Annotated in this window: 21 protein-coding genes, 4 tRNA genes and 2 pseudogenes; 2 read left to right on the forward strand and 25 right to left on the reverse strand. The window is 36.9% G+C overall.

What is annotated here, in order from left to right:
- Positions 1–293: 293 nt before the first annotated feature.
- Complete coding sequence (locus AC625_RS23450) at positions 294–1,106, reverse strand: MerR family transcriptional regulator (protein WP_049683463.1); 813 nt, start codon at positions 1,104–1,106, stop codon at positions 294–296.
- 78 nt (positions 1,107–1,184) lie between these two features.
- On the opposite strand from AC625_RS23450, the gene AC625_RS23455 reads away from it, so the two are divergent.
- Together AC625_RS23455 and AC625_RS23460 are read left to right on the forward strand one after the other, a co-directional pair.
- Positions 1,185–1,628, forward strand: coding sequence for a GNAT family N-acetyltransferase (locus AC625_RS23455; RefSeq protein ID WP_049683464.1), 444 nt, complete (start codon positions 1,185–1,187; stop codon positions 1,626–1,628).
- Between the two features lies 1 nt (position 1,629).
- Positions 1,630–2,868 carry a flavin monoamine oxidase family protein gene (locus tag AC625_RS23460; protein WP_049683465.1) on the forward strand — a complete coding sequence of 413 codons (1,239 nt, stop codon included), beginning with the start codon at positions 1,630–1,632 and terminating at the stop codon, positions 2,866–2,868.
- A 331-nt stretch (positions 2,869–3,199) separates the two neighbouring features.
- Here the strand turns inward: AC625_RS23460 and AC625_RS23465 are convergent, their stop codons facing one another.
- From AC625_RS23465 to dnaB, 24 genes and pseudogenes are all read right to left on the reverse strand, one after another.
- Positions 3,200–3,688: a methylated-DNA--[protein]-cysteine S-methyltransferase gene (locus AC625_RS23465; RefSeq protein WP_049683466.1), complete on the reverse strand. Its 489-nt coding sequence runs from the start codon at positions 3,686–3,688 to the stop codon at positions 3,200–3,202.
- Positions 3,672–4,589, reverse strand: coding sequence for a DNA-3-methyladenine glycosylase family protein (locus tag AC625_RS23470; RefSeq protein ID WP_049683467.1), 918 nt, complete (start codon positions 4,587–4,589; stop codon positions 3,672–3,674). Before AC625_RS23470 ends, AC625_RS23465 begins: the two co-directional genes overlap by 17 nt.
- Positions 4,576–5,145: a bifunctional transcriptional activator/DNA repair enzyme AdaA gene (locus AC625_RS23475; RefSeq protein WP_180320140.1), complete on the reverse strand. Its 570-nt coding sequence runs from the start codon at positions 5,143–5,145 to the stop codon at positions 4,576–4,578. Before AC625_RS23475 ends, AC625_RS23470 begins: the two co-directional genes overlap by 14 nt.
- 25 nt (positions 5,146–5,170) lie before the next feature.
- Positions 5,171–5,941: pseudogene (locus tag AC625_RS23480) on the reverse strand (isocitrate lyase/PEP mutase family protein).
- Between the two features lie 418 nt (positions 5,942–6,359).
- Positions 6,360–7,541 carry a NupC/NupG family nucleoside CNT transporter gene (locus AC625_RS23485; RefSeq protein ID WP_049683469.1) on the reverse strand — a complete coding sequence of 394 codons (1,182 nt, stop codon included), beginning with the start codon at positions 7,539–7,541 and terminating at the stop codon, positions 6,360–6,362.
- 25 nt (positions 7,542–7,566) lie between these two features.
- Positions 7,567–8,862 (reverse strand): purine/pyrimidine permease, encoded by a 1,296-nt coding sequence (locus AC625_RS23490; protein ID WP_049683470.1) that lies wholly within the window; start codon positions 8,860–8,862, stop codon positions 7,567–7,569.
- 45 nt (positions 8,863–8,907) lie between these two features.
- Complete coding sequence (gene deoD / locus AC625_RS23495) at positions 8,908–9,615, reverse strand: purine-nucleoside phosphorylase (RefSeq protein ID WP_049683471.1); 708 nt, start codon at positions 9,613–9,615, stop codon at positions 8,908–8,910.
- 206 nt (positions 9,616–9,821) lie between these two features.
- Positions 9,822–11,258 carry an AcpB/EbpR/MafR family transcriptional regulator gene (locus tag AC625_RS23500; protein WP_049683472.1) on the reverse strand — a complete coding sequence of 479 codons (1,437 nt, stop codon included), beginning with the start codon at positions 11,256–11,258 and terminating at the stop codon, positions 9,822–9,824.
- Positions 11,259–11,651: 393 nt separating this feature from the next.
- Complete coding sequence (locus tag AC625_RS23505; protein ID WP_049683473.1) at positions 11,652–12,890, reverse strand: sensor histidine kinase; 1,239 nt, start codon at positions 12,888–12,890, stop codon at positions 11,652–11,654.
- 516 nt (positions 12,891–13,406) lie between these two features.
- On the reverse strand, positions 13,407–13,886 hold the full coding sequence (rlmH, locus tag AC625_RS23510) for a 23S rRNA (pseudouridine(1915)-N(3))-methyltransferase RlmH (protein WP_049683474.1): 480 nt from the start codon (positions 13,884–13,886) through the stop codon (positions 13,407–13,409).
- Between the two features lie 92 nt (positions 13,887–13,978).
- Entirely contained in the window at positions 13,979–14,137 is a 159-nt protein-coding gene (locus AC625_RS26200; RefSeq protein WP_082191220.1) for a CxxH/CxxC protein, read from the reverse strand.
- 289 nt (positions 14,138–14,426) lie between these two features.
- Complete coding sequence (locus tag AC625_RS23515) at positions 14,427–15,632, reverse strand: S1C family serine protease (protein ID WP_049683475.1); 1,206 nt, start codon at positions 15,630–15,632, stop codon at positions 14,427–14,429.
- 200 nt (positions 15,633–15,832) lie between these two features.
- Positions 15,833–16,627 (reverse strand): MBL fold metallo-hydrolase, encoded by a 795-nt coding sequence (locus tag AC625_RS23520; RefSeq protein WP_049683476.1) that lies wholly within the window; start codon positions 16,625–16,627, stop codon positions 15,833–15,835.
- A gap of 5 nt (positions 16,628–16,632) precedes the next feature.
- Positions 16,633–17,442, reverse strand: coding sequence for a two-component system regulatory protein YycI (locus AC625_RS23525; protein ID WP_049683477.1), 810 nt, complete (start codon positions 17,440–17,442; stop codon positions 16,633–16,635).
- Positions 17,442–18,767, reverse strand: coding sequence for a YycH family regulatory protein (locus tag AC625_RS23530; RefSeq protein ID WP_049683478.1), 1,326 nt, complete (start codon positions 18,765–18,767; stop codon positions 17,442–17,444). The genes AC625_RS23525 and AC625_RS23530 overlap by 1 nt, the downstream gene beginning before the upstream one ends.
- Positions 18,764–20,596: a cell wall metabolism sensor histidine kinase WalK gene (gene walK / locus AC625_RS23535; protein WP_049683479.1), complete on the reverse strand. Its 1,833-nt coding sequence runs from the start codon at positions 20,594–20,596 to the stop codon at positions 18,764–18,766. Before walK ends, AC625_RS23530 begins: the two co-directional genes overlap by 4 nt.
- 5 nt (positions 20,597–20,601) lie before the next feature.
- The gene (yycF, locus tag AC625_RS23540) at positions 20,602–21,309 is read right to left on the reverse strand and encodes a response regulator YycF (RefSeq protein WP_049683480.1); all 708 of its coding nucleotides are present in this window, start codon (positions 21,307–21,309) and stop codon (positions 20,602–20,604) included.
- A 306-nt stretch (positions 21,310–21,615) separates the two neighbouring features.
- Complete coding sequence (locus tag AC625_RS23545; protein WP_049683481.1) at positions 21,616–22,941, reverse strand: peptidoglycan DD-metalloendopeptidase family protein; 1,326 nt, start codon at positions 22,939–22,941, stop codon at positions 21,616–21,618.
- A 363-nt stretch (positions 22,942–23,304) separates the two neighbouring features.
- Positions 23,305–23,377 (reverse strand) — tRNA-Phe (locus tag AC625_RS23550).
- A 57-nt stretch (positions 23,378–23,434) separates the two neighbouring features.
- Positions 23,435–23,510, reverse strand: a tRNA-Asp gene (locus AC625_RS23555).
- Between the two features lie 87 nt (positions 23,511–23,597).
- Positions 23,598–23,669: transfer RNA gene (locus AC625_RS23560), tRNA-Glu, on the reverse strand.
- Between the two features lie 4 nt (positions 23,670–23,673).
- Positions 23,674–23,749 (reverse strand) — tRNA-Lys (locus tag AC625_RS23565).
- Positions 23,750–24,032: 283 nt separating this feature from the next.
- Positions 24,033–24,284, reverse strand: a pseudogene (locus AC625_RS26205) (adenylosuccinate synthetase); the annotation flags it as partial.
- A gap of 419 nt (positions 24,285–24,703) precedes the next feature.
- The gene (dnaB, locus tag AC625_RS23570) at positions 24,704–26,068 is read right to left on the reverse strand and encodes a replicative DNA helicase (RefSeq protein ID WP_049683482.1); all 1,365 of its coding nucleotides are present in this window, start codon (positions 26,066–26,068) and stop codon (positions 24,704–24,706) included.
- Between the last annotated feature and the right edge of the window lie 251 nt (positions 26,069–26,319).

Consider the following 26,319-nt stretch of genomic DNA (forward strand, 5'->3'; position numbering starts at 1 on the left):
AAAATTAAACAAAAAGAATTACTTCATTAAAAATAGCCTTTAATGAAAATAATTCCCCAGCTGTAAGAAGTACCAAGAACAGTGAATTGTTCTTTAGAACTTTCACTAAAAGTAAATTTGTACTTACTTATGATACAGTTCCCCGTTATTGATCTAAGTGCGGTTTTTAATACTTAATATCCATAAGCGGCTCTTGCCAAATCGGGCGCGTGTTTCAAACGTATCCGAATGGTGGATTGCGATAAAAAATTGTTATGAAAACGACATCTTTATAGAAGTATCTCTCTTATATTTTATTTCAAATGAACCCGAATCTTCGTAATGTAGTGCTCATCGCTATTTTTTACGACCCCATCATAAATATATTCTTCCATTACATAGTCCCCTATTTCATAACTCTGGCGTTGAATTTCTAAAAATAGATGCTCATAAGTTAGATGAATATTTTCTTCCTTTCCTAAATGATAGCCAATTGCATACATTCCCGGTGCTGTTTTAAAGTACGTCTGGTTTTTTTTTCGCTTTAGCTGCTCCATATAAAGATAGCTGTAGTTTGTATACTCACCTTCTAATACTTGTTCGCGCAAGGTCATGCCCCCAATTTGAAACCCTGTATCTAGATCCATCGCGTTTAATTCATTGATGAATTGGGTGACTACCTTTGCAAATTCTTCATCCGTTATATCTTTTATATCTAGACTTAAATATAAAATACTTTCTGGTAAATATTTAAAGCTAATTTGATTGAAATCTATCCTTTCGGCCTCCTCCAATATATTGATTTTCACATCCATCACTTTTTCTAAATTGTCTAATGCCCTCTTTTTCATGCGCACTTTTTCTTTTTGTTTCATCATTAAAGAATAAAACAATTCAGGTGATTTTTTTTCCATATAGCTTTGAATTTCCTCTAGAGACATCCCAAGTTCTTTTAATAGATGAATGACATTGAATAATTCTAACTGCCGAAAAGAATAAAATCGGTAGCCTTTTTCATTTCGATAAGTAGGCGTTAGCAAGCCAATTTGATCGTAATAGATTACTGTTTGCTTATTAACCTTACATAGTTTTGCAAACTCTCCTGTTGTCAAATATTTTTCAGACATGCGAAGTCTCCTCTCTTGACTATATAGTAACTATATACCTTAAGTTATATATACAAAAGAAAGAAAGGTTTTGACATTATGTTCACTGGGATTCGAGCTATTACAGACTCGAACAAAAAAGAGGTTTTAGATTTAAAAATTGCAGAGCAACAGCAGGGATTTATCGAGCCTGTCAGCCATTGTTTAGCAGATGCTGAAAAAGACACACGTTATATTCCCTTAGCTTTATATGAAAATGGAGAAATTATTGGTTTTTCGATGTATGGAAAATTTGATGAACAGATTTGGCTCGACCGCTATTTAATCGACGAGCGCTTTCAGGGGAAGGGGCTCGGACGCTACTTTTTCCGCGCACTTCTAGAAGATTTACTCGAACGCTACCCTAACCAACCTGTATATTTGAGCGTATTTGAGCAAAATAAAGTGGCGATCCAACTGTATCAAAAATTTGGTTTCTCCTTTACAGAAGAATTAGATGAAAACGGCGAAAAAATTATGATTTATCCAAACGGAGGTTTGTAAGATGCACAAACAAGTCATTATTATCGGTGCTGGTTTAGCAGGCCTAAGTGCTGCTAAGAAATTGAAAGAACAAAACACTCCATTTGTATTATTAGAGGCGACTGAACGCATTGGGGGTAAGATAGATTCCATCACACATGAAAATGGACATTATTTTGAGTTAGGTCCTCAATTTATTAATGATGATATGCATGCCTTCAATCAACTATTAAGCGAGGCAAACATTCCCGTTGCAGAAACTGCACTAGACAGCGAATTGATAGAAGTGGATGATCATTCTAAACTAGACGCCACTCCGATTTTCCAAAAACTTCACGCTATAGAAGAAGACAGTTTATCTGAAGATGTTCCGCTACAAACCCTATATGAAGAGTTTATAACGAATGAGCAGGACCGTCGTATTTTAGAAAGTTATTTTTGTGAAATTTTAAATATCCACCCTTCACAAGCAAGTACAATCGCATCATTCGAAAGTAGTAAACGTTATATATCGGAGCAAAATGATTTACTCCTTCAAGGGGCAAAACCATTTAAAGAGCTGACTCATTATCTCGCTTCCCTTTTTCAAGAAGAGCTTCTCACCAATCATCCTGTTATAGCTATTCACAAGGTGAATGATGGCTATGAAGTTCATACGAAGAAGCAAGTGTTTTATGTGCAAGCAGTCATTATAGCGGTCCCTCCAACGATTGCAAGCCAAATTCAATTTAGCGAATCGTTGAATACACACTTTATGCCAGCGCTTCAAAGCTATGTGAATGGAGCGATTATCAAAATAACATGGCTTTACCCTCGAAAGTTTTGGCAGGATAAACAGCCACTTCATGGGGTTATTTATACAAGTGTGCCTGGTGTTTCGGTTGTGGATTCATCTAAAAAACAGGAGGATGCGCGTTTAACAATGTTCATCGGAGCAGGGACAGCACAGGAATTTGCTAACCTTGATGCGACGACTCGCCTACAAAAAGCGACTGCATTACTCGAGCGCTACTTTGGTAAAATCGCGCATGGCTACACTGACGTTCAGGAAAGTGTTTGGGTGAATCATCCATATTATGGCGGCGGATATAGTGCGAAAGTGAAATTTGGTGGGCTCATCGATGCACCTGAAATTTTAAGAACACCGCATGAAAATGTCGTTTTTGCTAGTAGTGAATTAGCACTCAAATTCCCTAACTTTATGGAAGGTGCTATTCAAGCAGGATACACTGCTGTGGACGAGTTAAAATTAAAAAAATAGGTTTATCGCTACATTAAAAGGAACACGCACCTGTTTTTTGAAACCATCACGTGTTCCTTTTTGATTCTATTTCTATTTAGAATTAGGGTTGTGTGTAGGGACTATGATCTTGTCATACGTTCGGATGAGACAACCATAGTTCCCCTCATTTTTAAGCCTTGCGCTGGTGCAACATCAGCAGTGTGACGTAAGCTTTTCCATTCTCTTTGAAGCATAGCTTGAAAAGAACAATTACTTAATAAATCAAACGCCTCTAAAAAAACTCATTTACTTATGGTACGATTCACCGTAACGAATCTAAATGAGGTGGTTTAAAGTTCTTAATTTCTATTTATGCTAAGTTCCTTTTTAGAGATCTCTCATGTTGAAGCAGCCATTCCTTTCTCCACAGGCCTCCTGCATAACCCGTTAATTTCCCATTTGAACCGATTACTCTGTGACAAGGAATGACAATGCTTAACTTGTTTTTCCCATTTGCACTCCCTACAGCCCTAATGGCTTTTTCATTCCCGATAGAAACGGCTATATCCTTATAGGATTTCGTTTCAGCGTAGGGTATTTTTATTAAAGCGTTCCAAACTGTTTTTTGAAAGTTTGTCCCTTCAAATTGATATGGGAATGTAAATTCATGGCGATCGCCTTTAAAATATTCGTCAAGTTGGTTATAGCATTCTGCTATAGCCGAAGGAATCCCGGGTTGCAAGAAATCCACCTTTTTATTCTCTTCAGAGAACAGAATAGAACTGATCGCTTCATGGGTACCGATTATTTCTATTACTCCAATCGGCGATTCATAATCTAATTTATGTATTTTTGTCATATAAGGACCTCCAAAGATAAAAGGTAGCATAAGCCTGCCAACCTTTCCAATCTTCTGCTAATTCTTTGATTTCTTCTTTCGTCGGTTTACTCTCAAGTCCTAATAAATTCTTTAATGCATTATGAAGGCCGACATCCGCAATTGGTAAGGAAGAGGTATAGTGTAGACATTTCATCATTACATAATCTGCCGTCCATGCTCCAATACCTCTTGTCAGCATTAATGATTTTTGTACTTGCTGATCATCTTGTTTCTGAAGCAATAATTCTTTCGTTAATTCCCCATTTATCATGGCTTTAGCAATGCCAATGATATATTCAGCCTTCCTAGCAGTAAATTGAAGTTTCCTTAAATCCTCCACATTCAATGATGCAATTTTTTCAAATGAGGGGAATAACCAAAACGGTTCCCCTTCAAAAGTTAGACATTCGCCAAATTGTTCTACGAAGCGTTTCTTTAATGTGTAAGCAAATGTTAAATTTATTTGCTGTCCGATAACCGCCCATACTAGCGCTTCAAATAAATCTGGAATGCACATCATCCGTAAGCCATAATATTTATGAGCAATTTTTTTTAAAACTTTATCTCGACTAGCCACTTGATAAAATCCCCCTAAATCCTGACCTAAATCAAACCATTCCCAAATATACTCTGCCACTTTTTTGCGAGAGTGAATAGATGGGATGCTTATTGGGAATTCAACTTTTATGGAAGCATTGATATATCCAATTTTAAATAAAATCAAAGATTCATTCACTTTTATTAGTTTATATACAGATCCTCCTTCAGTTTGATGAAGCACCTCCTGATTGGACCTGCCTAAAAAAATTAAACACTCTTCAAAATTAAATTCCTTAGGAGGATAAATCTCCAAATAAGATCCATGATCAATCCAATTCATTTTGGAGTTCCTTTCGATATTCACTGGGTGAACAGTCTTTTAAGCTTCGAAACACTTTGTAAAAATTGGAAGAACCCTGAAATCCCACCTCATAGCAGATCTCCAGGTTCGTCAGGCCTGTGCATTTAAGAAGATGGGCTGCTTTATCGATGCGTATTTTTTCTAAATAAGTACGCGGAGTCTCAGAGGTTTCTTGTTTAAATAAACGTTCCAGATAATAGGGACTTAAACCGACTTGATCTGCTATATCCTTTAATATCAAATTTTGTTTATAATGATTGAGTAAAAATGTAATGATATCTCTGACAAGCCCAACGTGCGGGGAATGCTCAACTTCCGGCTGACATCTTTTGCATGCGCGAAAACCAGCTTTTTCAACTTCATTGATGTCATGGTAAAATTCTACATTCATTTTTTTCGGCTTCCTTGATCTGCAGGAAGGACGACAGTATATTTTAGTTGTTTTCACAGCTGTAAAAAATAGTCCATCATACTTTCGATCACAAGCAATGATCTTTTCCCACATTTCTTCAAACGAAAGATTGTTATTACCCATCATCAAACTCCTTATCCTTTCAAGGCTAGCCCTCATACAAATGTTTGGTATCCTTAAACTCTAATAATTGTGCAGCATTTTTTTCTAAAAAAGCGATTACTTTGTCAGATAGTGCATTTCCAAAACTAAAACGTCTCACTCCTAATTCTTTAAGCTTATTACAATTCGTTAGTCCAGGTATAGATAAAACATTTAGTGGGGCACTAATATTCATTGTGATTTCTTTAATCTCATCCTCTTCGATCAAACCGGGAACAAAAATCCCGCTAGCACCACTCTCAACATACGCCTTTGCTCGTTCTAATGTTTCCAATAACGGGGTTTTCCTTCGAAAATAAGTATCGGTTCTAGCGTTAATATAAAAATCTTTATAACCATTATGATCTAACGCTATTCTTATTTTCTCTAGAAGTTTACAGTGCTGTGAAATCTCTTTTAATCCATTTGATTTTTTCAATGAATCTTCAATATTGATACCAGCTACCCCCACATCCGCCGTCCTTAAAACATTATCAATAATCTTGTTAATGTCTTCACTATACCCAGCCTCAAGATCAGCGGAAACTGGTATTTTCACATTCTATGTTATCGTTTTGATGATGCCTAAATGTCTGTCAAAATCGATCAATTCACCATCTGCATATCCTAGTGAGTTAGCAATTCCCCAACTGGTCGTACCAATGGCTTTGAATCCTGCCTTTTCAAGAGTTAAGGCGGAAAGCAAATCCCATGCGTTTCCTAAAAATAATACTTCCTCTAAAGAATGCATCAGATTAAATTCCTGAATCTTGTTCATTTTATTTCCTCCTAATGTTTATTGGACCCATTTTAACAAGGAATCGACCCCCATTTCGTCCTCATTCTTGCTCTTATGGTCTGTCTTCGAAACGAAAAAAAGAGAAGCTGTATTGTGCTCCTCTTCTAAAGCTATTTTCACTATAACTTCATCAATAAATAAGCTTATGTGCCTACCTTATTTCCTTGTACACTGTTGGTCCAATGGAAATTGATATTAGATACCTAATATTAGAAAAACCTCATTTACTTATGATACGGTTCACCTTGCCTAATCTAAATGAGGTTTTTTAATTTGTAGTTTCAAATTTAAAAAGGGGCAGTTTATTTATTATTTCCTGATCGCCGCTTTTTCTTGAAAATCAATAATTAAACCAGATTAGCCCGCAAGCTTGATCCGTTAACACTTATGGACCTATTTAAAATACGATGCCGATAATGATAGCTGATAGAACGCTTACAAGTGTAGCGCCATATAACAACTTTAATCCAAAACGAGCAACAACATTCCCTTGTTTTTCATTCAATCCTTTAACTGCACCAACGATTGTACCAATGGATCCAAAGTTAGCAAATGAGATTAGGAAAACGGATACAATCGCTGTTGTACGCTCACTTAAACCGTCTTGTATTTTAACAAAGTCGAGCATAGCAACAAATTCATTCGCAACAAGCTTTGTCGCCATGATGCTACCAGCATTAACAGTTTCATGCCATGGTACACCCATTAGGAAGGCAATTGGTGCAAAGGCATACCCCAAGACTCCTTGAAACGAGATGCCGAATATACCACTGAAGATTCCGTTAATTAATGAAATTAACCCAACAAAACCAACTAACATTACCCCAACTACTATAGCTACTTTAAAACCATCCATAATATATTCGCCCAGCATTTCAAAAAATGTTTGTTTTTCTTCATTCTGAACTTCAATAATATCTTCTTCCGGTTTAACTTCATACGGATTAATGATGGATGCAATGATAAAACCACCAAATAAGTTTAATATTAATGCAACCACTACATACCTTGGTTCTAGCATCGTCATGTATGAACCAACAATTGACATGGATACAGTCGACATCGCAGACGCACATAAGGTGTACAGGCGATGTTTAGGCAATAATCCAAGCTGGTTTTTCACCGAAATAAATACTTCATTTTGTCCTACTATTGCTGCTGCAACCGCATTATAAGATTCTAATTTCCCCATACCATTTATTTTACTTAGGACTAAACCAATATACTTTATAATAAACGGTAGTATTTTGTAATGTTGCAAAATCCCGATGATTGCTGACATAAAAACAATTGGCATCAAAACAAAAAGGAAGAATGTATGGGCCCCTTCATTTGCAATCCCACCAAAAACAAAATTAGTACCTTCATTGGCATATGCAAGTAATTTTGCAAAACTATCGGCAAAACCTTTAATTAAAAATTCCCCTATACTCGTTTTATGTAAAAGCAATCCTAAAACAATTTGAAGAACAATCATGACAATGATTGGACGATATTTAATCTTTTTCTTATTATTACTAGCAAGCCATGCTAGTAATAGAACAATAATCAGACCAACAGCAGAAATTAAATAGTGCATCTTTTCCCCTCCGAAATATCATTGTTTACTGTTTAAGCTTACTCCAATGTTTTTCCTTCCATATTAATCCTTGTTCTAGACTAATAGCTAAAAGGCTTCCACAAATTAATCCATTATTTAAAATGGCTATCACGATCGGAGATAACTGGATCGTGGCTGATGAAGGGATAAACATTAAACCTACACCCACTAAAAGAGAAACGCCACTAACCATATATGTTCGCTCTTCATGAATAACCTTTTTCAATTCTTTCAAAGATATTCCAACCATCTTAACAAAAACAACAAATGTAACGGCATAGCCGATAGGAGCTGGAATACCTGCGATTACATTCATAATCGGTGGAAGCAGGGATATACAGATAACTAAGCTACATCCAATTAAAAAAGATATTCGTTCTCTCATACCTGTTTGTTCAACATATCCCGCTGCTCCTGAAATAGGTACTGAGCCGATCGCCCCCAAGCAACCACAAATTAATTGCGTAATCCCGGACGTAAATCCTGCACGCAAATAACGGCGATTATCCATTGATTGCTTTTGTTTCATAACAGTTTCCATCAACCGGATGGATGCAATCGCATTAGTTATTAATAACAGCGTTAACAAAAATGCAGTAGTTATAGTCCCACTATCAAAACGAGGCCTTCCAAACGGAAGCATCTCCGGTAGTTTAAATAGTGTATCCACCTGTGAAATCACCGGCATATTACCGCCAATCATAAATAATAGCCAACCTATCAATATACTAATTATGATTGAAAATTGTTGTAGTAAAGCATAAGGGCTGTTCCCTAACCAAAAGGTAATACCAATTACAATCACACTAAGTAAAAGTACTTTACCATCCACCATCGTGTGGCTTGATGTAATCCCCATCATCCCTTTCATAAAGGAACCACTTAATTGGAAGATCAATAAAAGTAAATAGATAAAAGTGATAGTTGGCGTAAATAAACGGGCTATCTTATCCATTAGCTTAAATGCTGAAAGTAGGATAAATAAAACACCGCTAATGATCATTCCTCCACATAAAGCTTGTAAGGCAGCAATGTTAGAGGTATATAATACACCCACCAAACTTGCGTAAATGGTAAAAATGCTCCACCATAAACCTGCCGGACCTTCATGAATAGGTAATTTATGACCCATCAGGCCTTGTAAAAAGCCAGCGATCCCTAAAGTAATAATTGTGCTCTGAATCAGTCCAGATGTTTCAATGGGTGTTAAGTTATATAAATCTGCGATAGCAATTGGTGCAGCAATTGCACCTGCGATCATAAAAATCATCCACTGCAACCCGGACAGTACGACCTTCATTTGTTTCCCACTCTCTTTTCGTACCCCATTACTTTTACCTATACATTAGTCATCGATAACTGTATTAAGAGCTATTTCTACCATTTCATAAAAGGATTGTTCACTTTCTTTATGGGTTAAGCGTTCATTAGTTAATAAGTGACTACCCACGGTCAAAATAGATAATGCTTGTACACCATATTTAGCAGCTAAGGTATAGAGGGCTGTGCTTTCCATTTCTACCGCTAACACGCCGAAATCCATAAACTTGTGAAGCCGGTCTAATGTTTCACGATAGAATTCATCAGAATTATAAATGTTGCCAACAAAGACATTTACTTGTTTGCTTTGTGCTTGTTGAAAGGCTTTCATTAGCAATGAAAAATCTGCCGTAGGTGCATAATTACAGCCATAGAAAATCTTCTCCGTCAAATTACTATCTGAAGACACTGCTTGGGCTAATATAATATCGCGGATATTTAGTTCATCTTGCATCGCACCACATGTACCGATGCGAACCAATTTCTTCACTCCATAATCGTTTATCAATTCAGTTCCATATATACTCATCGATGGATTTCCCATCCCTGTCCCCTGAACTGAAACCGGCACACCCTTGTATAATCCTGTGTACCCATACATACCTCTTACTTCGCTATAACAATAAGCCTTATCTAAAAATTGTTCTGCTACAAATTTTGCACGCAAAGGATCTCCTGGAAGCAACACGCGATCCGCTATTTCTCCTTTTTTTGCACCTAAATGCCCACTCATATTTTTCCCTCCAATTAATTTTAATGTTAAATTCAGGTTTACTAGGGAAACCGTTTCTATTCTCCATAAAAAAAGATGCTCTAGCATTTTCCGAACGATTTTCCCTAAGGTTTTATCAGTTCAGAAACTACTATGAGCATAAAGTTTTTTATCATTACAAACTAGACCAGAATCTTACGCAGGGTACGGTAAATAATTGACCAAATTTATAGAAGCAATTCTTTACGAATATTATCTAAATCTCTTTTAGATGGAATTGTAGAAATAATAACAACGGGCACTGTCTTTAATGCAACCGGGAAATTACTTATGACGAAATCAATATGATGTTGCTGCACCATTTCATCTGTCAGCCCCTTCATTATGGAAGTATTAATGATCAATTGGTCCCCAATTTCTTTCTTTATCAAATTCGCTATGTAATGGCGGATTGAAAACTCCTCTCCGATCACTAAGAAGGCCTTTTTACTTTTATAACGTAAGCTAGAACGAACAAGTAAGGTTAGTTTTGTTAAATGAAAGTCATTATACAAGACAGAAGGATAAGCTGTATGCCACTTTTGCATGCAAGTTTGCACTTCTTGATAAATCTGCTGACACTCTTTTTGAACGTATGTCGTTAAATTGCTTTTTGAAATCGTCATCCATTCGGGAATTGCATTATCGATTAATAGCTTGTCAAAGAATTCATATATTTCCAAGGTAAATCGCTCTTTTACATCAATATTGGGGTAAACCTTTGCCAATAATGTTAACAAGCGATTACCCATTTGATATTCTTCTTTATCCTTGTGTAATTCGACTTCTTTCATCGGTGTCATTTCTGACCCTTCATAATAATGATATTGGCTAAGACTGAACAGTGATTGCATAAAGTATATTTCACTTTTTAGTAATTCAATAGAGAAGCTTTCTTCAAGTACTTTTGCAAGGGCTTTCACCGGTAAATGAAAAGCTCCCTTTTCCCAAGGATAACCGCCTTCGGTAATTTTTACAGATTTCCCTTTCGTCACTCTCTCCAATACAATCGCCACTAAAAAGGATAATCGCCTTTTGGAATTAATAAAATAAACAATTTTTTTCTCATTCTCTATATTTGTGATTAACTGATTGATAAAATCGAAGTTGATTTTCGTAAAGGGCCATCCTGTAAACTCATAGGCATCACCATATAACTTCCAATAAAAATATCGGATATTCAATTCATCCCCTTTTACCATAGGGGTAGAATAGGTAATGCGTAACTTATACGGCTTCAGATCATTATTATTTAACTGCACAATCAGTTTCTTCAGGGATGAAGTACTCATAAACATTGCTCCAGCAAGCTCCTCCACTGAGAACCGACCAACATTCGTAAACAATAAATTCATCAGTCGATAAAATATAGTTTCTCTGAACATGCTAGAAATCACTTCACTAACAGTTCTACTTCGCCCATCACGTTGAAGAAAGATACCCTTTCCTCTAGAAACTTCAATGGTCATAGTCGAGGGCAATTGCTTGTTGATCTCCTCAACCATCTTACGTATTGTTTTATCTGAGAGACCTAAATTTTTTTCAATCTCGGCTAAGGTAAACCATCTTTGTTCAGTATCAAGTAGCGTTAATAGTTGGCTAGCTAATTTAAATTCCTTATCCACGTTCTCACCCTTTTCTAGTAAATATTTTGATTTGAAAAATACTCCTGAAATTTAAGTAGAATGTGAGCCTTTTTAGTATACACCAGGACTAATTATCTAAAGCTTTCATCTTTATCTAGAGAATTTCCGATATTTTGTACTCTTTGCCATGTACTCCTTTATAATACTCTTTATACACTTCCCCGCCACATTGCAAATGTCCATCCAATAAAAAACAGCACCTTCCACAATAAATGGAACGGTGCTTTCCCTACTTTTCAAAAAAACCTCATTTACTTATGATACGGTTCACCGTACCTAATCAAAATGAGGTTTCACTTTTCATAAGTAAGAGAATTGGATTCCTGGACATTCAGTGGAATCCCTCCTAGTCTTCTTAAAAGGAAGTTCGATTTAGATTCTACCTTTAGACCCTATTGTATTATTCTTTGATGGAAAGCTAATAGTAACCGTAGTACCTTCACCTTTCGAACTTTGGATATCAATTGTTCCTTTATATTTTGCTGCAATATTGTAGCAAATCATCATACCTAATCCCGTCCCTTTACTTTTTAAAGAGTAAAAAGGAGTACCTAAAGACCCTACTTCTGCTTCTGTCATTCCTTGTCCATAATCGATTACTTTAATCTCAACAAAATCATTCTTCATATTAGCCGTTATCTTAACCGAATCACCTATTTCGGAGGCCTCAATTGCATTTTTAATTATATTTATTAATAATTGTTTAAATTCTATGGGATTTGCGACGATAATACAATCTTCTATTACATTTAATTCAATATTATTCTCATTCAAAAGTCCATATGAATGAAGTAAATCTGTTACAGTCTGAAGAACATTCTTTACATTCACAGTTTCCGTTCCTTGATCATTATTTGGCTTTGCAACAGATAACAATTGAGAAATCACGTGCTCAGCTGCATTCAATTCACCAATCATCAAAGTATAGTGTCTCTTTATATCATCACTAACTGAAGGATCTTTTTCGTTTAGCTGCAAAAATCCTTTAACAACTGTCAAAGGATTTCTGATTTCATGAGCAACAGCAGCTGCTAGTTGGCCAGATATCTTCAAACGCTCTGTCTGTTTTATTTTTTCATAATATAATTGCTGTTTTTTAATTCGTCCATACGATAAATAAAATACACAATAGATAATCACTTGACTACCTATAAAGTTTATAACATTTCCTGTTAAATCTTGTTTTATAAAGTAGAATTGATTGCCTTGATCAATTAGTATAATATAACTAAAAGTAAACATTATTGATATACTGTTTAATAGTAAAGAAAAGTAAAAGAGCTTTGCATCAAAAAACAAGATAGAGATTATTGGAATCAAACATAGATAGATAAAGTTGGACCCAGTCTCTGGATATAAAAAGAAAAGAGTATAAAAGTAAACGGACGCTACTATTATTAGTATTATTCTAAAAACATGGGTTACATATCTAGGATAAAGTAATAAACAGACAGATAGAATGACCACAAGTGTAACATGTAAGATAAAGCCGCCCCCATGCTCACCCATACGTGGATTACCAATAAATAACCCCATTATCATGATGGTTATTACAATTAACATTGCAGTATAGTATACTTTTTTATTTATTTGAGTATAAATTTCCTTCATATATACCCCTTTTTTGATAGTTTATTAGAAATTTCTTATTTTACTTTAATATATGGTTTGGGTTTCCCATGTATATATTATCATACCATTTTAGAATACAATTACATCTTAATTTGAAAATGGTGAAATAGGTGAACTAGATTGGATAAAGCAATATCTTTAGTTGTAAGGGAGGAGAGAGGGATAAGCGTTAAGGCAAAATGCAAATCCCTAACGTTTCCTAAAATAATACTTTCTCTGAAGAATGCATCATTGCGAATTCCTGACTCTTTTTCATTTTATCTCCTCCTAATGTTTATTGGACCCATTTTAACAAGTAATCTACCTCCATTTTATCCTCATTTTTGCTCTTATGGTCTGCCTTTGAGATGAAAAAAAGAGGAGCCATATGCTTCTCTTCTAAAGTCATTTTTACTATTTCTAGTTTAAATAAATTGATGCCACTACCTAATTTCCTTGAATGCTGTCGGTCTAATGGAAATTGATATTAGTTATCTAATGGTAGAAAAACCTCATTTACTTATGATACGGTTCACCCCGATTGATCCGATAAGCCCGATACACTTGCTCGACCAAGATCAATCTCATCAATTGATGCGGGAAGGTCATTTTGGAAAAGGAAAGGGCCTCGTCAGCGCGCTTCATGACTTCTTTACTTAGACCTAATGACCCTCCAATAATGAACGTAATTTTGCTTTTTCCATAAGTGGCCAGCTTATCAAGCGTGTCTGCCAGTTCTTCAGAGGTTTTCATTTTCCCTTCGATTGCAAGGGCAATGACATGGGCATCAGGATTGACTTTAGTTAGAATTCTTTGCCCTTCTTTTTCTTTAATTTGCAGCATTTCGGTTTCACTTAATGTTTCCGGTGCTTTTTCATCTGGAAGTTCAATAATTTCCATTTTGGCATAAGCAGACATCCGCTTCATATATTCATCGATGCCTTGTTTCAGATACTTTTCTTTTAGTTTCCCTACAGTTATAATTGTTATATTCATGTTATCCTCACTTTACAAACAGCTTACAAACACGTTATCCACAAATGTTATCCACATATCCACATTTAGTATCCACATCTTGTATAGGAATATTAGTTCCCTACCATATATATTGCCTTGTTTCGACAATATCCACAAGTTGTTGATAACTTCAATTCATTAGGTATAATATCAAGCGTCGGATACGTTTCTTGCTCTACCACCACAGTATCCAGTGCCATATCGACATGATCATCACAGCAATAAATCATTCATTTCTCTCCTTTATATCGACATTATTCATGGTTAATTTCTTTATTTGCTTATATGAATTAGTTATCCACAAATCTAACGATTGCACTCATTTTATTTCCAATCTCCCGCTTATCCACATGTTATCTTAACAAAAAACAGAAAAAATGCAATGAAAATGAGGGTGCCTCAAGGGTAATGTGTCAAACCACGCAACAACTAACTACAGAATAAGATAAGTGTATGGAACACTACATATCTGATTTAGAGTGCGAGGTTAGACCCTTATGAGACTCCCCCGTTTTTTCATTACATTTGTTGTTCTACTGACAAATCCATGGTCGTTTTTAATTGTTTACCATTGCGGTAATAGGTTACTTCCAGCTTATCACCAATTTTCTTTTCATTGTATAAGTATTTACGCAAATCAACGACATCGGAAACTTCCTTCCCATCCAATGCAACAATAACGTCAAATTCCTCTAGACCAGCTTTTGTTGCTGGTGAATTCGATTGAACACTCGTAATAGCAACACCACTTATTACATCTGTAGGTAGCTTCAACGTGTTTTGCTGATGATATTGTGAGATTTCTTCAACTGATGCAAGGCTTACTCCCATAAATGGTCGCTTTACTTCACCAAACTTTTCAAGATCTTGAATGATTGGGATCGCTGAATCGATTGGAATCGAAAGACCAATCCCCTCAACTGCACTTTCTGCAATTTTCATGGAGTTTATTCCAATGACTTGACCCCGCATATTAATTAAAGCCCCTCCACTATTTCCAGGATTAATGGCTGCATCTGTTTGAATAACTTCTGCATTCCAATCGACCTGACCATCATTATTAATATCCACTTCAATCGTACGCTCTAAGCCTGAAATGATTCCTTGCGTTACAGACCCTGAAAATTGTAGGCCTAACGGATTTCCAATCGCGACGACTGGTTCACCTGGTTTTAAAGAAGACGAAGTCCCAAAGTCAGCAACCGTTGGAACATTCGTACCATCGACTTCTACGACAGCTAAATCCATCCATGGGTCACTTCCTTTCAACATAGCTGGAAGTTTTGTTCCGTCCACTAAGGTTACCTCTAGTTCCGTTGCATTTTCAATAACGTGATTATTCGTCACTATGTAGGCTTTTCCATTCTCTTTTTTATATACAACACCTGATCCCGTTCCCGCTTCACGACTTTCTTGATTTCCCCAAAATTTAGATTGCTGGATATTTGTAATCCCAACTACCGCCGCACCAACCTTGTCAACCACATCCGTCACAGCTGACGTGACATTAACAGATACTTGCTGCTGGATTTGCTCTGTCTTCCCTAGTCCGTTCATGTTTCCGCTTTGATTCTGCCCATTAGAATTTGGATAACCTTGTAACATGAAGAAAACGAGCAATGCTCCGACAATTACTCCTGCGACCGTTGATAAAAAGTATCCTCCTAGGCGTCTTTTTCCTTTTTGGTTTCTGTTTTCATACATATGATCATCGTAGTATCCCAAATTTGTTCAATCCTCTCTTCCTTTTGAGATTAAATAAATGCATACATTAGTCTTTGTTTATCTCTTCCATTATACTCATTTAAGACTAAAGATAAAAAAATTTCCCTTCATTATGTATTCCTACCATTTTCGACCTTTCAAGTACACCTTATACAAATGTTTTATCAAAAAAAGAATGAAAAGAGTATCTCTTTTCATTCCTAAACAAGTACTAATTCAGTTGGTTTTTTCGGATCTGTATCATAGAGAGAGAATTGCTCTCCAACGACGATTCCTTTAGTTTGCAATGTTTGCTCAACAGACATACGTGCGAGATCTTTCATATTGTTATCAAGGCTTAAATGTGCCAGATAAATTCGTTTTGTCCGATCTCCCGCAACATCACTCATGGCAATTGCTGCATCTTCATTTGAAACATGCCCAAAATCGCTCAGAATTCGTCGTTTAATACTCCAAGGATATTTACCCATTCTAAGCATTGATACATCATGATTGCTTTCAAACACGTACATGTCGGCATTTTTGATGATGCCTTTCATTCTATCACTCACATAGCCTGTATCTGTAATTAAGACAAGCTTCTTATCACCTTGATGGAACACGTAAAACATAGGCTCTGCTGCATCATGGGAAACACCAAATGATTCAATATTTAAATTCCCAAATGTTTTAATCTGTTCCATTTCAAATGTGAACTTTTGTTCAACCGGTACTTCGCCAATTATTCTCTCCATCGCATTCCATGTACTCATATTTGCATAGATGGGTAATTTATATTTACGCGCTATGACCCCAAGGCCTTTAACGTGATCGCTATGTTCATGTGTAACAAGAATGCCTGACAGCTTGGACATATCGCGGCCAATTTCACTGAATAATGCTTCCATCGCCTTGCCGCTCAAACCGGCATCGACAAGAAAAGAGTGCTCCTCTGTCTCGACGAAAATAGCATTTCCCGTACTCCCGCTTGCGAGAACACTAAAATGCATACTCATACCCCTCACTCCGATAATATTTTTTCCTCCGTATTCAATTCAATTACTTCTCCATCAAATGCATTTACGAACAAGTCGTTTTTATCATCTACAATAATTCGCCAAGTAGGCACTAACAGCAAAGATGAAGAGGAAGTGTTAGATTGTAAAGAATTATAATAACCAGGTTGAAAATTGGTTATCTCACTATCTGGCGGAATATCTCCTTTTAAATAAAGAGCTTCGATGGCTTTTATCGGGAGGATCATTTCTTTCGGTTCATTATATTCTTCAATATCTTCTAAATATGTTTGTTCGTATGAAACGATTTCCCTATCTTCATTTAAAAATAATGTTACCTTACCCTTGCTGTTATTATAAAAGATCTTACTATCAAAATCCTGGTAATAAACAATTGAATTAATTGTTTTATCGTATGCCCAGTAGCTATAATCCTCACCATGAAAGATATTTTCCTTCATGAAAAGATCCATTTCACTTGTTTGTAACTTTTCACTGACCTTGGTTTTATTTTTAAACGTGCCTACTAGTTTCGTTCTCTCTACATCTACGATCAAAAGATCCTGGTCTTTCAAAGACTTCAGATCATCCTTTTTAAAAACCTTCGTTTTTGCTACTAAATAGTTTCCCTTCTGCTTTTGTTTAGGCATAGGAGGATATGTTATGTTTTCTTCCTTTAAAAGCTCATCAATAGGAGTTTGAGACATGTAATCATACTTATTATCACTTTTCTTCCCCATAAATTGATCCAAAAGAAAAAGATCAAGAATGAGAAACACCATGATGAATATGGTCTTCGTTCGATTCCAGTCCATTATCGATCCTCTCCTTTTTGCTCAAAAGGTAAGATGATCCAAGTTCCTCCATACTGGTAATACCAAGCAGGCTTCAAGATGACACTTTTCGAATCAGGTGTAGGCTTGGTCATTTGATAGCCAATTTCAAGATCTTCAAGCACTTCGGGGTTAAAATTCCTTATATTTTTCAAAGCTGTCACCGCCTCTTCACCAGAAGGAAGCAATTCAGCAGGCTCTTCTGCAGGATAAAGTAAATCTAGATAAAAATACGGGCGTCGATATTGAAAGATTTCCTCATTACCCCAAACCTGTTCAATTTCTGCCATCCCTACTTCGTTAAATACCGGAAGTCCTTTGACAAATAAACGAAAGACTACTCTTCGCTCCCCTTGCCATAGCTCGGAAAATCGAAATGAGCTTTCATACTCACCTGTATGGTCGCCTGTATCCCAACCTGCATGGTCATTTACAAAGTCAATGCTTTGCTGCAATAAATCACTAGTACTACTAACTACTTTTCTCTTTTGTGAAGGGTTGATAAAATTAATCATCGATGAATTACGGTCAACAGATAATAGCCTGGTCCCATCAGTAAATTCTTCAACATTGGAGACATACTCTTGGCGAACGGATGTTGGATCACTAAATAAGGCATACTTAAAGTTATTCATAATCGACTTCCTATATCCCAGTTGATAACTAGACTGCTTCATAGGAGCGGGGTCTTTTAAAACATAGATTTCCTTTCTCTTACTGACCTGATACTTTATACATTCAGGATACTCATTCGCATGTTTATAATATATCTCATAGAACGTACGAATACTTTCTCCATTGACGATGGTTTGAATAACTGTCTTATTTTCTGTTGAAATAAAGTAAATCTTCGCTTCTTCCATATTACTATCTGCGGAAGTAAATATGATTTTATCAAAAGAAAACTCAGGAACCTCATTCATTTCCACATTAAATACAGACTTATAGAGCTTGAATGGAATTTGATCAGCAAAGTTAATTTCTGTATTCGCTTTTGATTGGATATTTAGAAATTCCGTTTCATTGACTTTTTCAAAGCTGTATAATGACCAGTTCAAGAACGCAGACTGGATGTTATTCATTTTCTCTTCGTCGTTTATTTGGAAATGTCGCTCTCCCACATGGAAAAGGGCATTCTTTGGCTTCACAACATCCGCAATACTTTTTGTATCACTTAATACTTTAAAATACTCACTCTGATCTGTCCTTTTTAGAGTGGGCTGATAGGTCCAAATTTGCCAAGTTAAATACGCGCTTATAAAAACTAATATCAGCAGAACAATGCTTTTCATTCTTTCAAAACTCATGACCAATCATCCTCTTGCTCCAGTTCGTAAGGAAGGGTGAAATAGATTGTTGTCCCTTTTCCTTCCACGCTTTTAGCCCAGATTTTCCCGCCATGGGCAACAATCATTTCCTTCGCGATCGCCAAGCCAAGGCCAGTTCCTCCAAGATTCCTTGATCTAGCTTTATCCACGCGATAAAACCGCTCAAAAATCTTTTCCAAATTACTTTTAGGAATCCCGACACCTTCATCACTAATACTGATGATAATAGACTTTTCCTCGTCCTTAACCCTGAATGTAATCTGACCACCTTCAGGCGAGTACTTGGTCGCGTTTGAGATAATATTATAAAGGACTTGGGTAATTTTATCTTCATCAATATCAACAAAGAACGATTCTTTAGGAATGTATCGTTTAAATGTGATCGTCTCTTTTTTTGACATTTCAAGACGGTCAATTAGATGGTTAAAGAAATCATTAAAATTCACCCAGCCACTTTTTAATTTATAATCCCGGCTATCCATTTTCGATAACTGTAATAAGTCATTAACCAGTCTAATCATACGCTCTGTTTCATTTTGTGTTACGTTTAGAAAAGAAGGTGCAATAGCTTCGTCTTTCCAGGCCCCTTCCGCTAGTGCTTCCAAATAACTGCGCATCGTTGTTAACGGCGTTCGTAATTCATGGGAAACGTTAGCCACAAATTCACGGCGTTCTTCTTCAATCTTTTCCTGCTCAGTAATGTCATGAAGCACCGTAATAAGACCATTCACAAAGCCTGTTTCTTTTTGAATAACGGAAAAATTAGCCCGGAGAATATACGGTTGTTTCGGCTTGCTATAGTCTAAAATGACGGAATCCCGCTCTTCTAATAAATCTTCAAACGTATAGTCATCTTCAAGATCCAATAATTCAATGATGGGTTGATTTAGTACTGTTTCACGTGAAACATCTAATAACTTTGCAGCAGGTTCATTAATCAAAATGACCCGTCCCCGACGATCAGTCGAAATGACACCATCTGTCATATAGGAAAGAATAGAAGATAACTTTCTCCGTTCACCTTCCGTACTAGATTGTGACTCCTGCAGCCTTTTCGTTAAATTATTGAAGGTAACCGCCAACTGGCCAATTTCATCATCGCCATAGACTTTAACTTTTCTTGAGAAATTTCCTTTTGACATAGCAATGGCTTGTTTACGCATATCAGTCATCGGTCTCGTAATTGTTTTTGCCAACCAAACACCTAATAATGCGGTGATGCTTAAAGCGATGGCTGTCCCGGTGATGAAAATGTGATTAATTTCATCTAATTGGTCGAAAACATTCTCCATATCTGCAATTACATAAACTGCACCAATAACTTTTTCATTATAGTCTACCGGTACGGCTAAAACCCAGACACGTCTATTTGTTTTCAGATCATAAAGTACATCCTGATCCGCAGCTCCTAAAACAAGAGTTCTTTTAATTATGTCTTCCGTCGTTTTTTTGCCAACAATCGACTGATTACCAGGATCAGATGTCCCAAGCACACGTCGACTGCGAAGCTCTATGACTTGAACTTCAGTTATATTATTTGAGGATTTATCGCGGTCTCTTAGAATTGTCTTAATTGCATCTTCAAGGGTGGGGTCATTATCGTTTCTTTCCTTGACCATTTCTTCACTAATACTATAAGTTAGAAGATTCACATGACCACGTATAGAACTCTGAAAGTTATTAACAAGATTGTCTTCTAATTTCCCAATAAAATAAACACCAATAATTTGCATAGCAACAAAAATTAGTAGTAAATAAATCACTACAAATTTCACGTGAATTGAACGAAGTAAACCGACCTTTTTCATGGCGTTTATTCCTGTTCAGGGTTACGCAGGTAATAGCCTACCCCTCTTCTTGTTACAATCCAGCCAGGGTGGCTTGGGTTATCTTCAATTTTTTCACGAAGACGTCTAACTGTAACATCGACGGTACGCACATCTCCAAAATAATCATATCCCCATACCGTTTGTAACAAATGCTCACGCGTCATCACTTGACCAATATGTTTTGCCAAGTAATGTAGCAATTCAAATTCCCGATGAGTTAATTCAATCGTATCACCGCGTTTGGAAACCACATAAGCATCTGGATGAATAGTGAGTGTACCTACCGAAATCTCTTTCGATTGTTCTTCAGGATTTGAAACTGGAGCCGCCTGCTGGCGTCTTAAATTCGCCTTCACTCGGGCAATGATCTCTCGTGTACTAAAAGGCTTTGTCACATAGTCATCCGCTCCTAGCTCAAGACCCAATACTTTATCTATTTCGGAGTCTTTTGCCGTAAGCATGATAATAGGCGTTTCATATTTCTTGCGTACTTCTCGGCAAACCTCCATGCCATCTCGCTGAGGCAACATTATATCTAATAATATTAAATCTGGCTGAAGTTCTTCTACCATTTTAAGAGCTTCATTGCCGTCATAAGCACAAGAAACATCAAAGCCTTCCTTTTTTAAGTTAAATTGTAGAATATCAGCAATTGGCTTTTCATCATCAACAACAAGAATTTTCTTTTCCATAAACATCTCCCCTTTATCTACAAATCATGGCCTAAAATATATACATGTACCTTTTATCAATTGAACAAAAGATTTATCATTCATAAAAAATCTATTAAGCTTCTCTTTACCCTACTTTATCATTTTATCATAATGAAATCATCCTATTCCTACTATCATCCCTTATTTACCAGACATTTTCATACTTATTCTTTTCTACATAAAAAGTCTTCGAATCTATAATCCGAAGACTTTTTATGTAGAAAAGAAAGAATCCATTTTATTATTTCATAAAGTAATTTCTATCCGTAAGGGTTCCACTGCCCGTTAATGTGGGACAAAATCTAGCGGATCAACAAGATGGTCATTTTCCAAAATCTCAAAATGAAGGTGAGTGCCAGTCGTGTGACCTGTTGAACCCATAATGCCAATCTTAGAGCCACTTTCAACGGTATCTCCTATCTTCACATCCATCGATTCAAGATGGGCGTAAATTGTTTCGTACCCATTATTATGATCAATCCTAATTTTATTACCATAACCACCTGATATTCCAGCTTCAACCACAATACCGTGATCAGCCGCATGGATGGTTTTTGTAGTTGGTTGCGCAATATCAATGCCTTTATGAATTTTCCCCCAGCGCGGCCCTTGTTCACTAGAAATATACCCGCCATCTGCAGGCCAAATAAAAGAACCTGTTCCTTGTAATGGGGTTTCTTTTGTTTCTTTAATAACCCGCTCAGCCACAGGCTTTTTTGTAATGATTTCTGATTTTATTTCTTGATACTCACCCTTCTCATTTTGCTCATTGACAATCATCGAGGCAACAACTTTACGACCATTTCTACCTTCTTGTTCCAACTCAGTTTTACCTGTATACAAGGTTTCATCTACTTTAACCTTAGTCTCGAATGGAATAGCAGATTCATGAAGACATTCTCTCTCAACCGTTACATTAATAAAAGGGATGGTTTTGGATATAACCAAAACATCTCCCTTTTTCAGCACATCATCGGTTGATAAATGAGCGTTTAGTTGTAACATTTCTTCAGTTGTGAGATGATTCATATCAGCTATCTCCTGCAAACTTTTCTCTTCCTTAACCATATAATCCGTTAAGATTAATTTTCCTTTATTAATGAATGCAAGAGTTTCTTCAACCGATTGTATTTGGTCTGGCTGAACAGGATTGTATTTATACGTAATAGGCCCAGTTAACTGAACATTCATGATTTTCCTGTTTTCTAAAAAACTTTTAAGGCCAAAGGACTCCTCCTTTGACATATATTGAAACATAATATTCTTCGTTACTTCTTCAGCCTCTTTTTTAGATGACAAATATGCAATCACCTCGCCAGCAATAACATATGCATAGGCTTCCTCTTTGTCTTCGAATTGCTTGATTACTTCTCCTAGCACCTCATCACTTACCTTTTCGGTACTAACTCTTTGCTCCTCTATTAACTGATTCTTATATAAGAAATTTTCTATACTGCCGCCAACTTCATTATTCGCATATTCTTGATCATTCAGAAGTATCCCACACGCGTCTATGGCAGTTACAGAGCCCTTTGGAATAATAGTCATCACAAAAAGAGTGATATTAGCCATTATTAACAAAGTGGAACATATACTCTTCCTACTTAACATATCCTTAATCCTCCTATTACCACGCAACTCAATTCATTATAAATTTAAGAGATACATCTAGATAAAGTGAAACTTCTATCAGTGGGGATTTTACGGGCAGTTCCCCCCACCTACGCTTCTTCGATTCCTCTAAGCCTTGAGTTTTAGGGCCTTACGTCCGTTAATGCGGGATAAATTGGACTAGATTCATTTTCAATTACTCTACCATAATAAAAAAAGAAACATGGCATAGACGCCGGAATGTAATACAATTGTATAATTTCTGACATAGTGTCACAAAAGGGTAACTTGTGGCTAAAATGAGTCCAAATCAATGTATAAAAGCAAGGCACAAAAAAACACTCCAAAAGGAGTGTTATGAAGTGGCTCAGGACGGAATCGAACCGCCGACACAAGGATTTTCAGTCCTTTGCTCTACCGACTGAGCTACTGAGCCATATAAAATTCACTAAAGTCAATTACTTATCTCCATTTCTTCATCAAAAAAAAGAAATGGCGGTCCCGACGGGAATCGAACCCGCGATCTCCTGCGTGACAGGCAGGCATGTTAACCGCTACACCACGGGACCATATGAATATAATAATGTTAAGCATACTATTGAAGCCTTACAAGTTAGCTGGACTTGCCAGCTACTTGATTCACTTCAATGTGCCGATGACCCCTACGGGATTCGAACCCGTGTTACCGCCGTGAAAGGGCGGTGTCTTAACCGCTTGACCAAGGGGCCATTATGGTGAGCCATGCAGGATTCGAACCTGCGACCCTCTGATTAAAAGTCAGATGCTCTACCAACTGAGCTAATGGCTCGTACAAAAAACTCTACTCATTTATTACGACGCTTTTGATAATATCATAGTTTTACTTGTTAATGCAATAGTATTTTAGATTAAATCATTTATTTTTTTCAATATGAGACTTTTGGCATTCCGCGTATTGTAATTGAAACATTATTATCAAGCTTTTAAAAACAATAAAGAGGTTGACCTAAAAGGGTCTGACCTCACACTCTATACACCGTTTAACGTGTTACGTACACATCATATAGAAGATGTGGGATCTAGCCCGATAGGACAGCCTCCTTAGGAGTAAACTATTCTAAATGCCAAGGACTTCTGACGATATTCGTTTGATTTCGGTCTGGACTTACTGAGAAGGTCGTTAACGGAATACCCGTTAGCTAAGAAATACGCTCTACATAATGACGTGCATTTTCCGGAAGCTCGTCCAGTGATTTGCAGCCCGCAATATCTTCAGGCCAACCTGGTAGTTCTTCATAAACAGGCTCGCATTCCCCCATCATTTCTAAGCTTGCCAGAAATTCATGTATGATTTGGTCTTTATATTTACTCGTATACCCAGCATTGTTCCCACCTTAATAACGAGCGATGGCTTCTGCATTTTGAGATAAAAAGCCTGTGATTTCCCTTTTCCTTCTTCGCCCCATTGCATTCCAACCACTACCACTAATGATATATTAGAAAAATATTCCCAAAGGTTTACGTAATCCTAAATGATGCACCGGGATCTTATTCAACAAACCTATTTTAACAGTGAGTTGTCATCACACTCAACCACAACACGAACATCAATCACATTTTAATAGAAATTGCTCGTTAATAATAAGTCCCATTAATTATTTGGATATACAATTTTCAAATAGAAAAAAACAGTGGCCGATTTCACAACTGTAGACAATGAATTAAAGAAACTAAATCTATACACCGTGTGTAAAGCGCAAGACCCAAACCTTATAAATTATCACTATGCCCCTGGCGGCATGCCGGCATCATCCATACGCCTCTCAAGGTTAACGAACTTATTGTATTCCTTTACGAAAGCAAGAGATACAGTTCCTACTGGGCCGTTACGTTGTTTGGCAATAATTATTTCAATGATATTCTTATTTTCCGATTCTTTGTCATAATAGTCATCTCGATATAGGAAAGCGACAATATCCGCATCCTGCTCAATACTTCCTGATTCCCGAATATCAGACATCATTGGTCGCTTGTCTTGTCGTTGCTCGACTCCACGCGAGAGCTGGGAAAGGGCAATGACTGGCACCTGAAGTTCACGAGCGAGCGACTTAAGGGAACGAGAAATTTCAGATACTTCTTGTTGACGGTTTTCACCGGAACGCCCATTTCCTTGAATTAATTGAAGATAATCAATCATAATCATTCCAAGACCGTTCTCTTGCTTAAGACGGCGACACTTGGAGCGAATTTCACCAATCCGAACACCTGGAGTATCATCGATATAGATTCCAGCATTTGATAAGCTTCCCATTGCCATTGTCAGTTTACGCCAGTCTTCATCTGTCAGGGCGCCTGTTCGTAAGTTCTGGGCATTAATATTTCCTTCTGCACAAAGCATACGCATCACGAGCTGTTCGGCACCCATCTCAAGACTAAAAATCGCAACATTTTCATCCGTTTTCGTTGCAACATTCTGAGCAATATTCAGTGCAAACGCTGTTTTACCAACCGAAGGACGAGCTGCAACGATTATTAAATCATTTCGCTGAAATCCAGCAGTCATCCGGTCAAGCTCAGCAAATCCCGTCGGAATACCCGTAACGTCTCCTTTGCGATTGGTCAGCTCTTCTATATTATCGTAAGCTCTGACAAGCACATCTTTAATGTTTTGGAAGGCGCCTGAGTTTTTCCTTTGAGCAACTTCCATGATGCTCTTCTCAGCCTCACCCAACAGACTTTCCACTTCATCTTCCCGACTGTATCCTTCTTGAGCAATATTAGTTGCTGTACGGATTAATCTTCTCAATAATGACTTTTCTTCTACAATTTTCGCGTAGTATTCAACATTGGCTGCAGTAGGGACAGAGGCAGCTAGTTCACTTAAATAAGAAACGCCCCCAACTTCTTCTAAGTTTTTTGCAGCTGCTAGCTCTTCAGTAACTGTCACTAAGTCGACAGCCTTTCCCATATCATTAAGCTTAAGCATGGCATTAAATACTTTTTGATGCGATGACCGATAAAAATCTTCAGGTATTAAAATCTCCGAAGAAACCGTTAATGATGAAGGTTCCAAAAATATGGCTCCCAAAACAGCCTGTTCCGCTTCGACATTTTGCGGCGGTATCCGATCTTGAAATGCCTCATTCATATTTTGGCCTCCTTTTTTATAAAGTTCTTTTACATATTTATTTGAATAGCACAGCTATTATACACTCGGAATCATTTCATCAAAAAAAGAAGATTGAACGTAAAAGCCCGATCTCCTTTTCTGTGGAAAAGAGGCGGTGCTTCGCAAAATCAGCTCCGCACCGCCACCTTTATTAGGTGATGCAATTTGAGAACCTGAACCCTTTTCACCGTTGGGTTTTAGATCAGATGCTCATGGATGTTTCTTATCTA

Source organism: Peribacillus loiseleuriae (assembly GCF_001183985.1).
GTDB lineage: Bacteria > Bacillota > Bacilli > Bacillales > DSM-1321 > Peribacillus > Peribacillus loiseleuriae.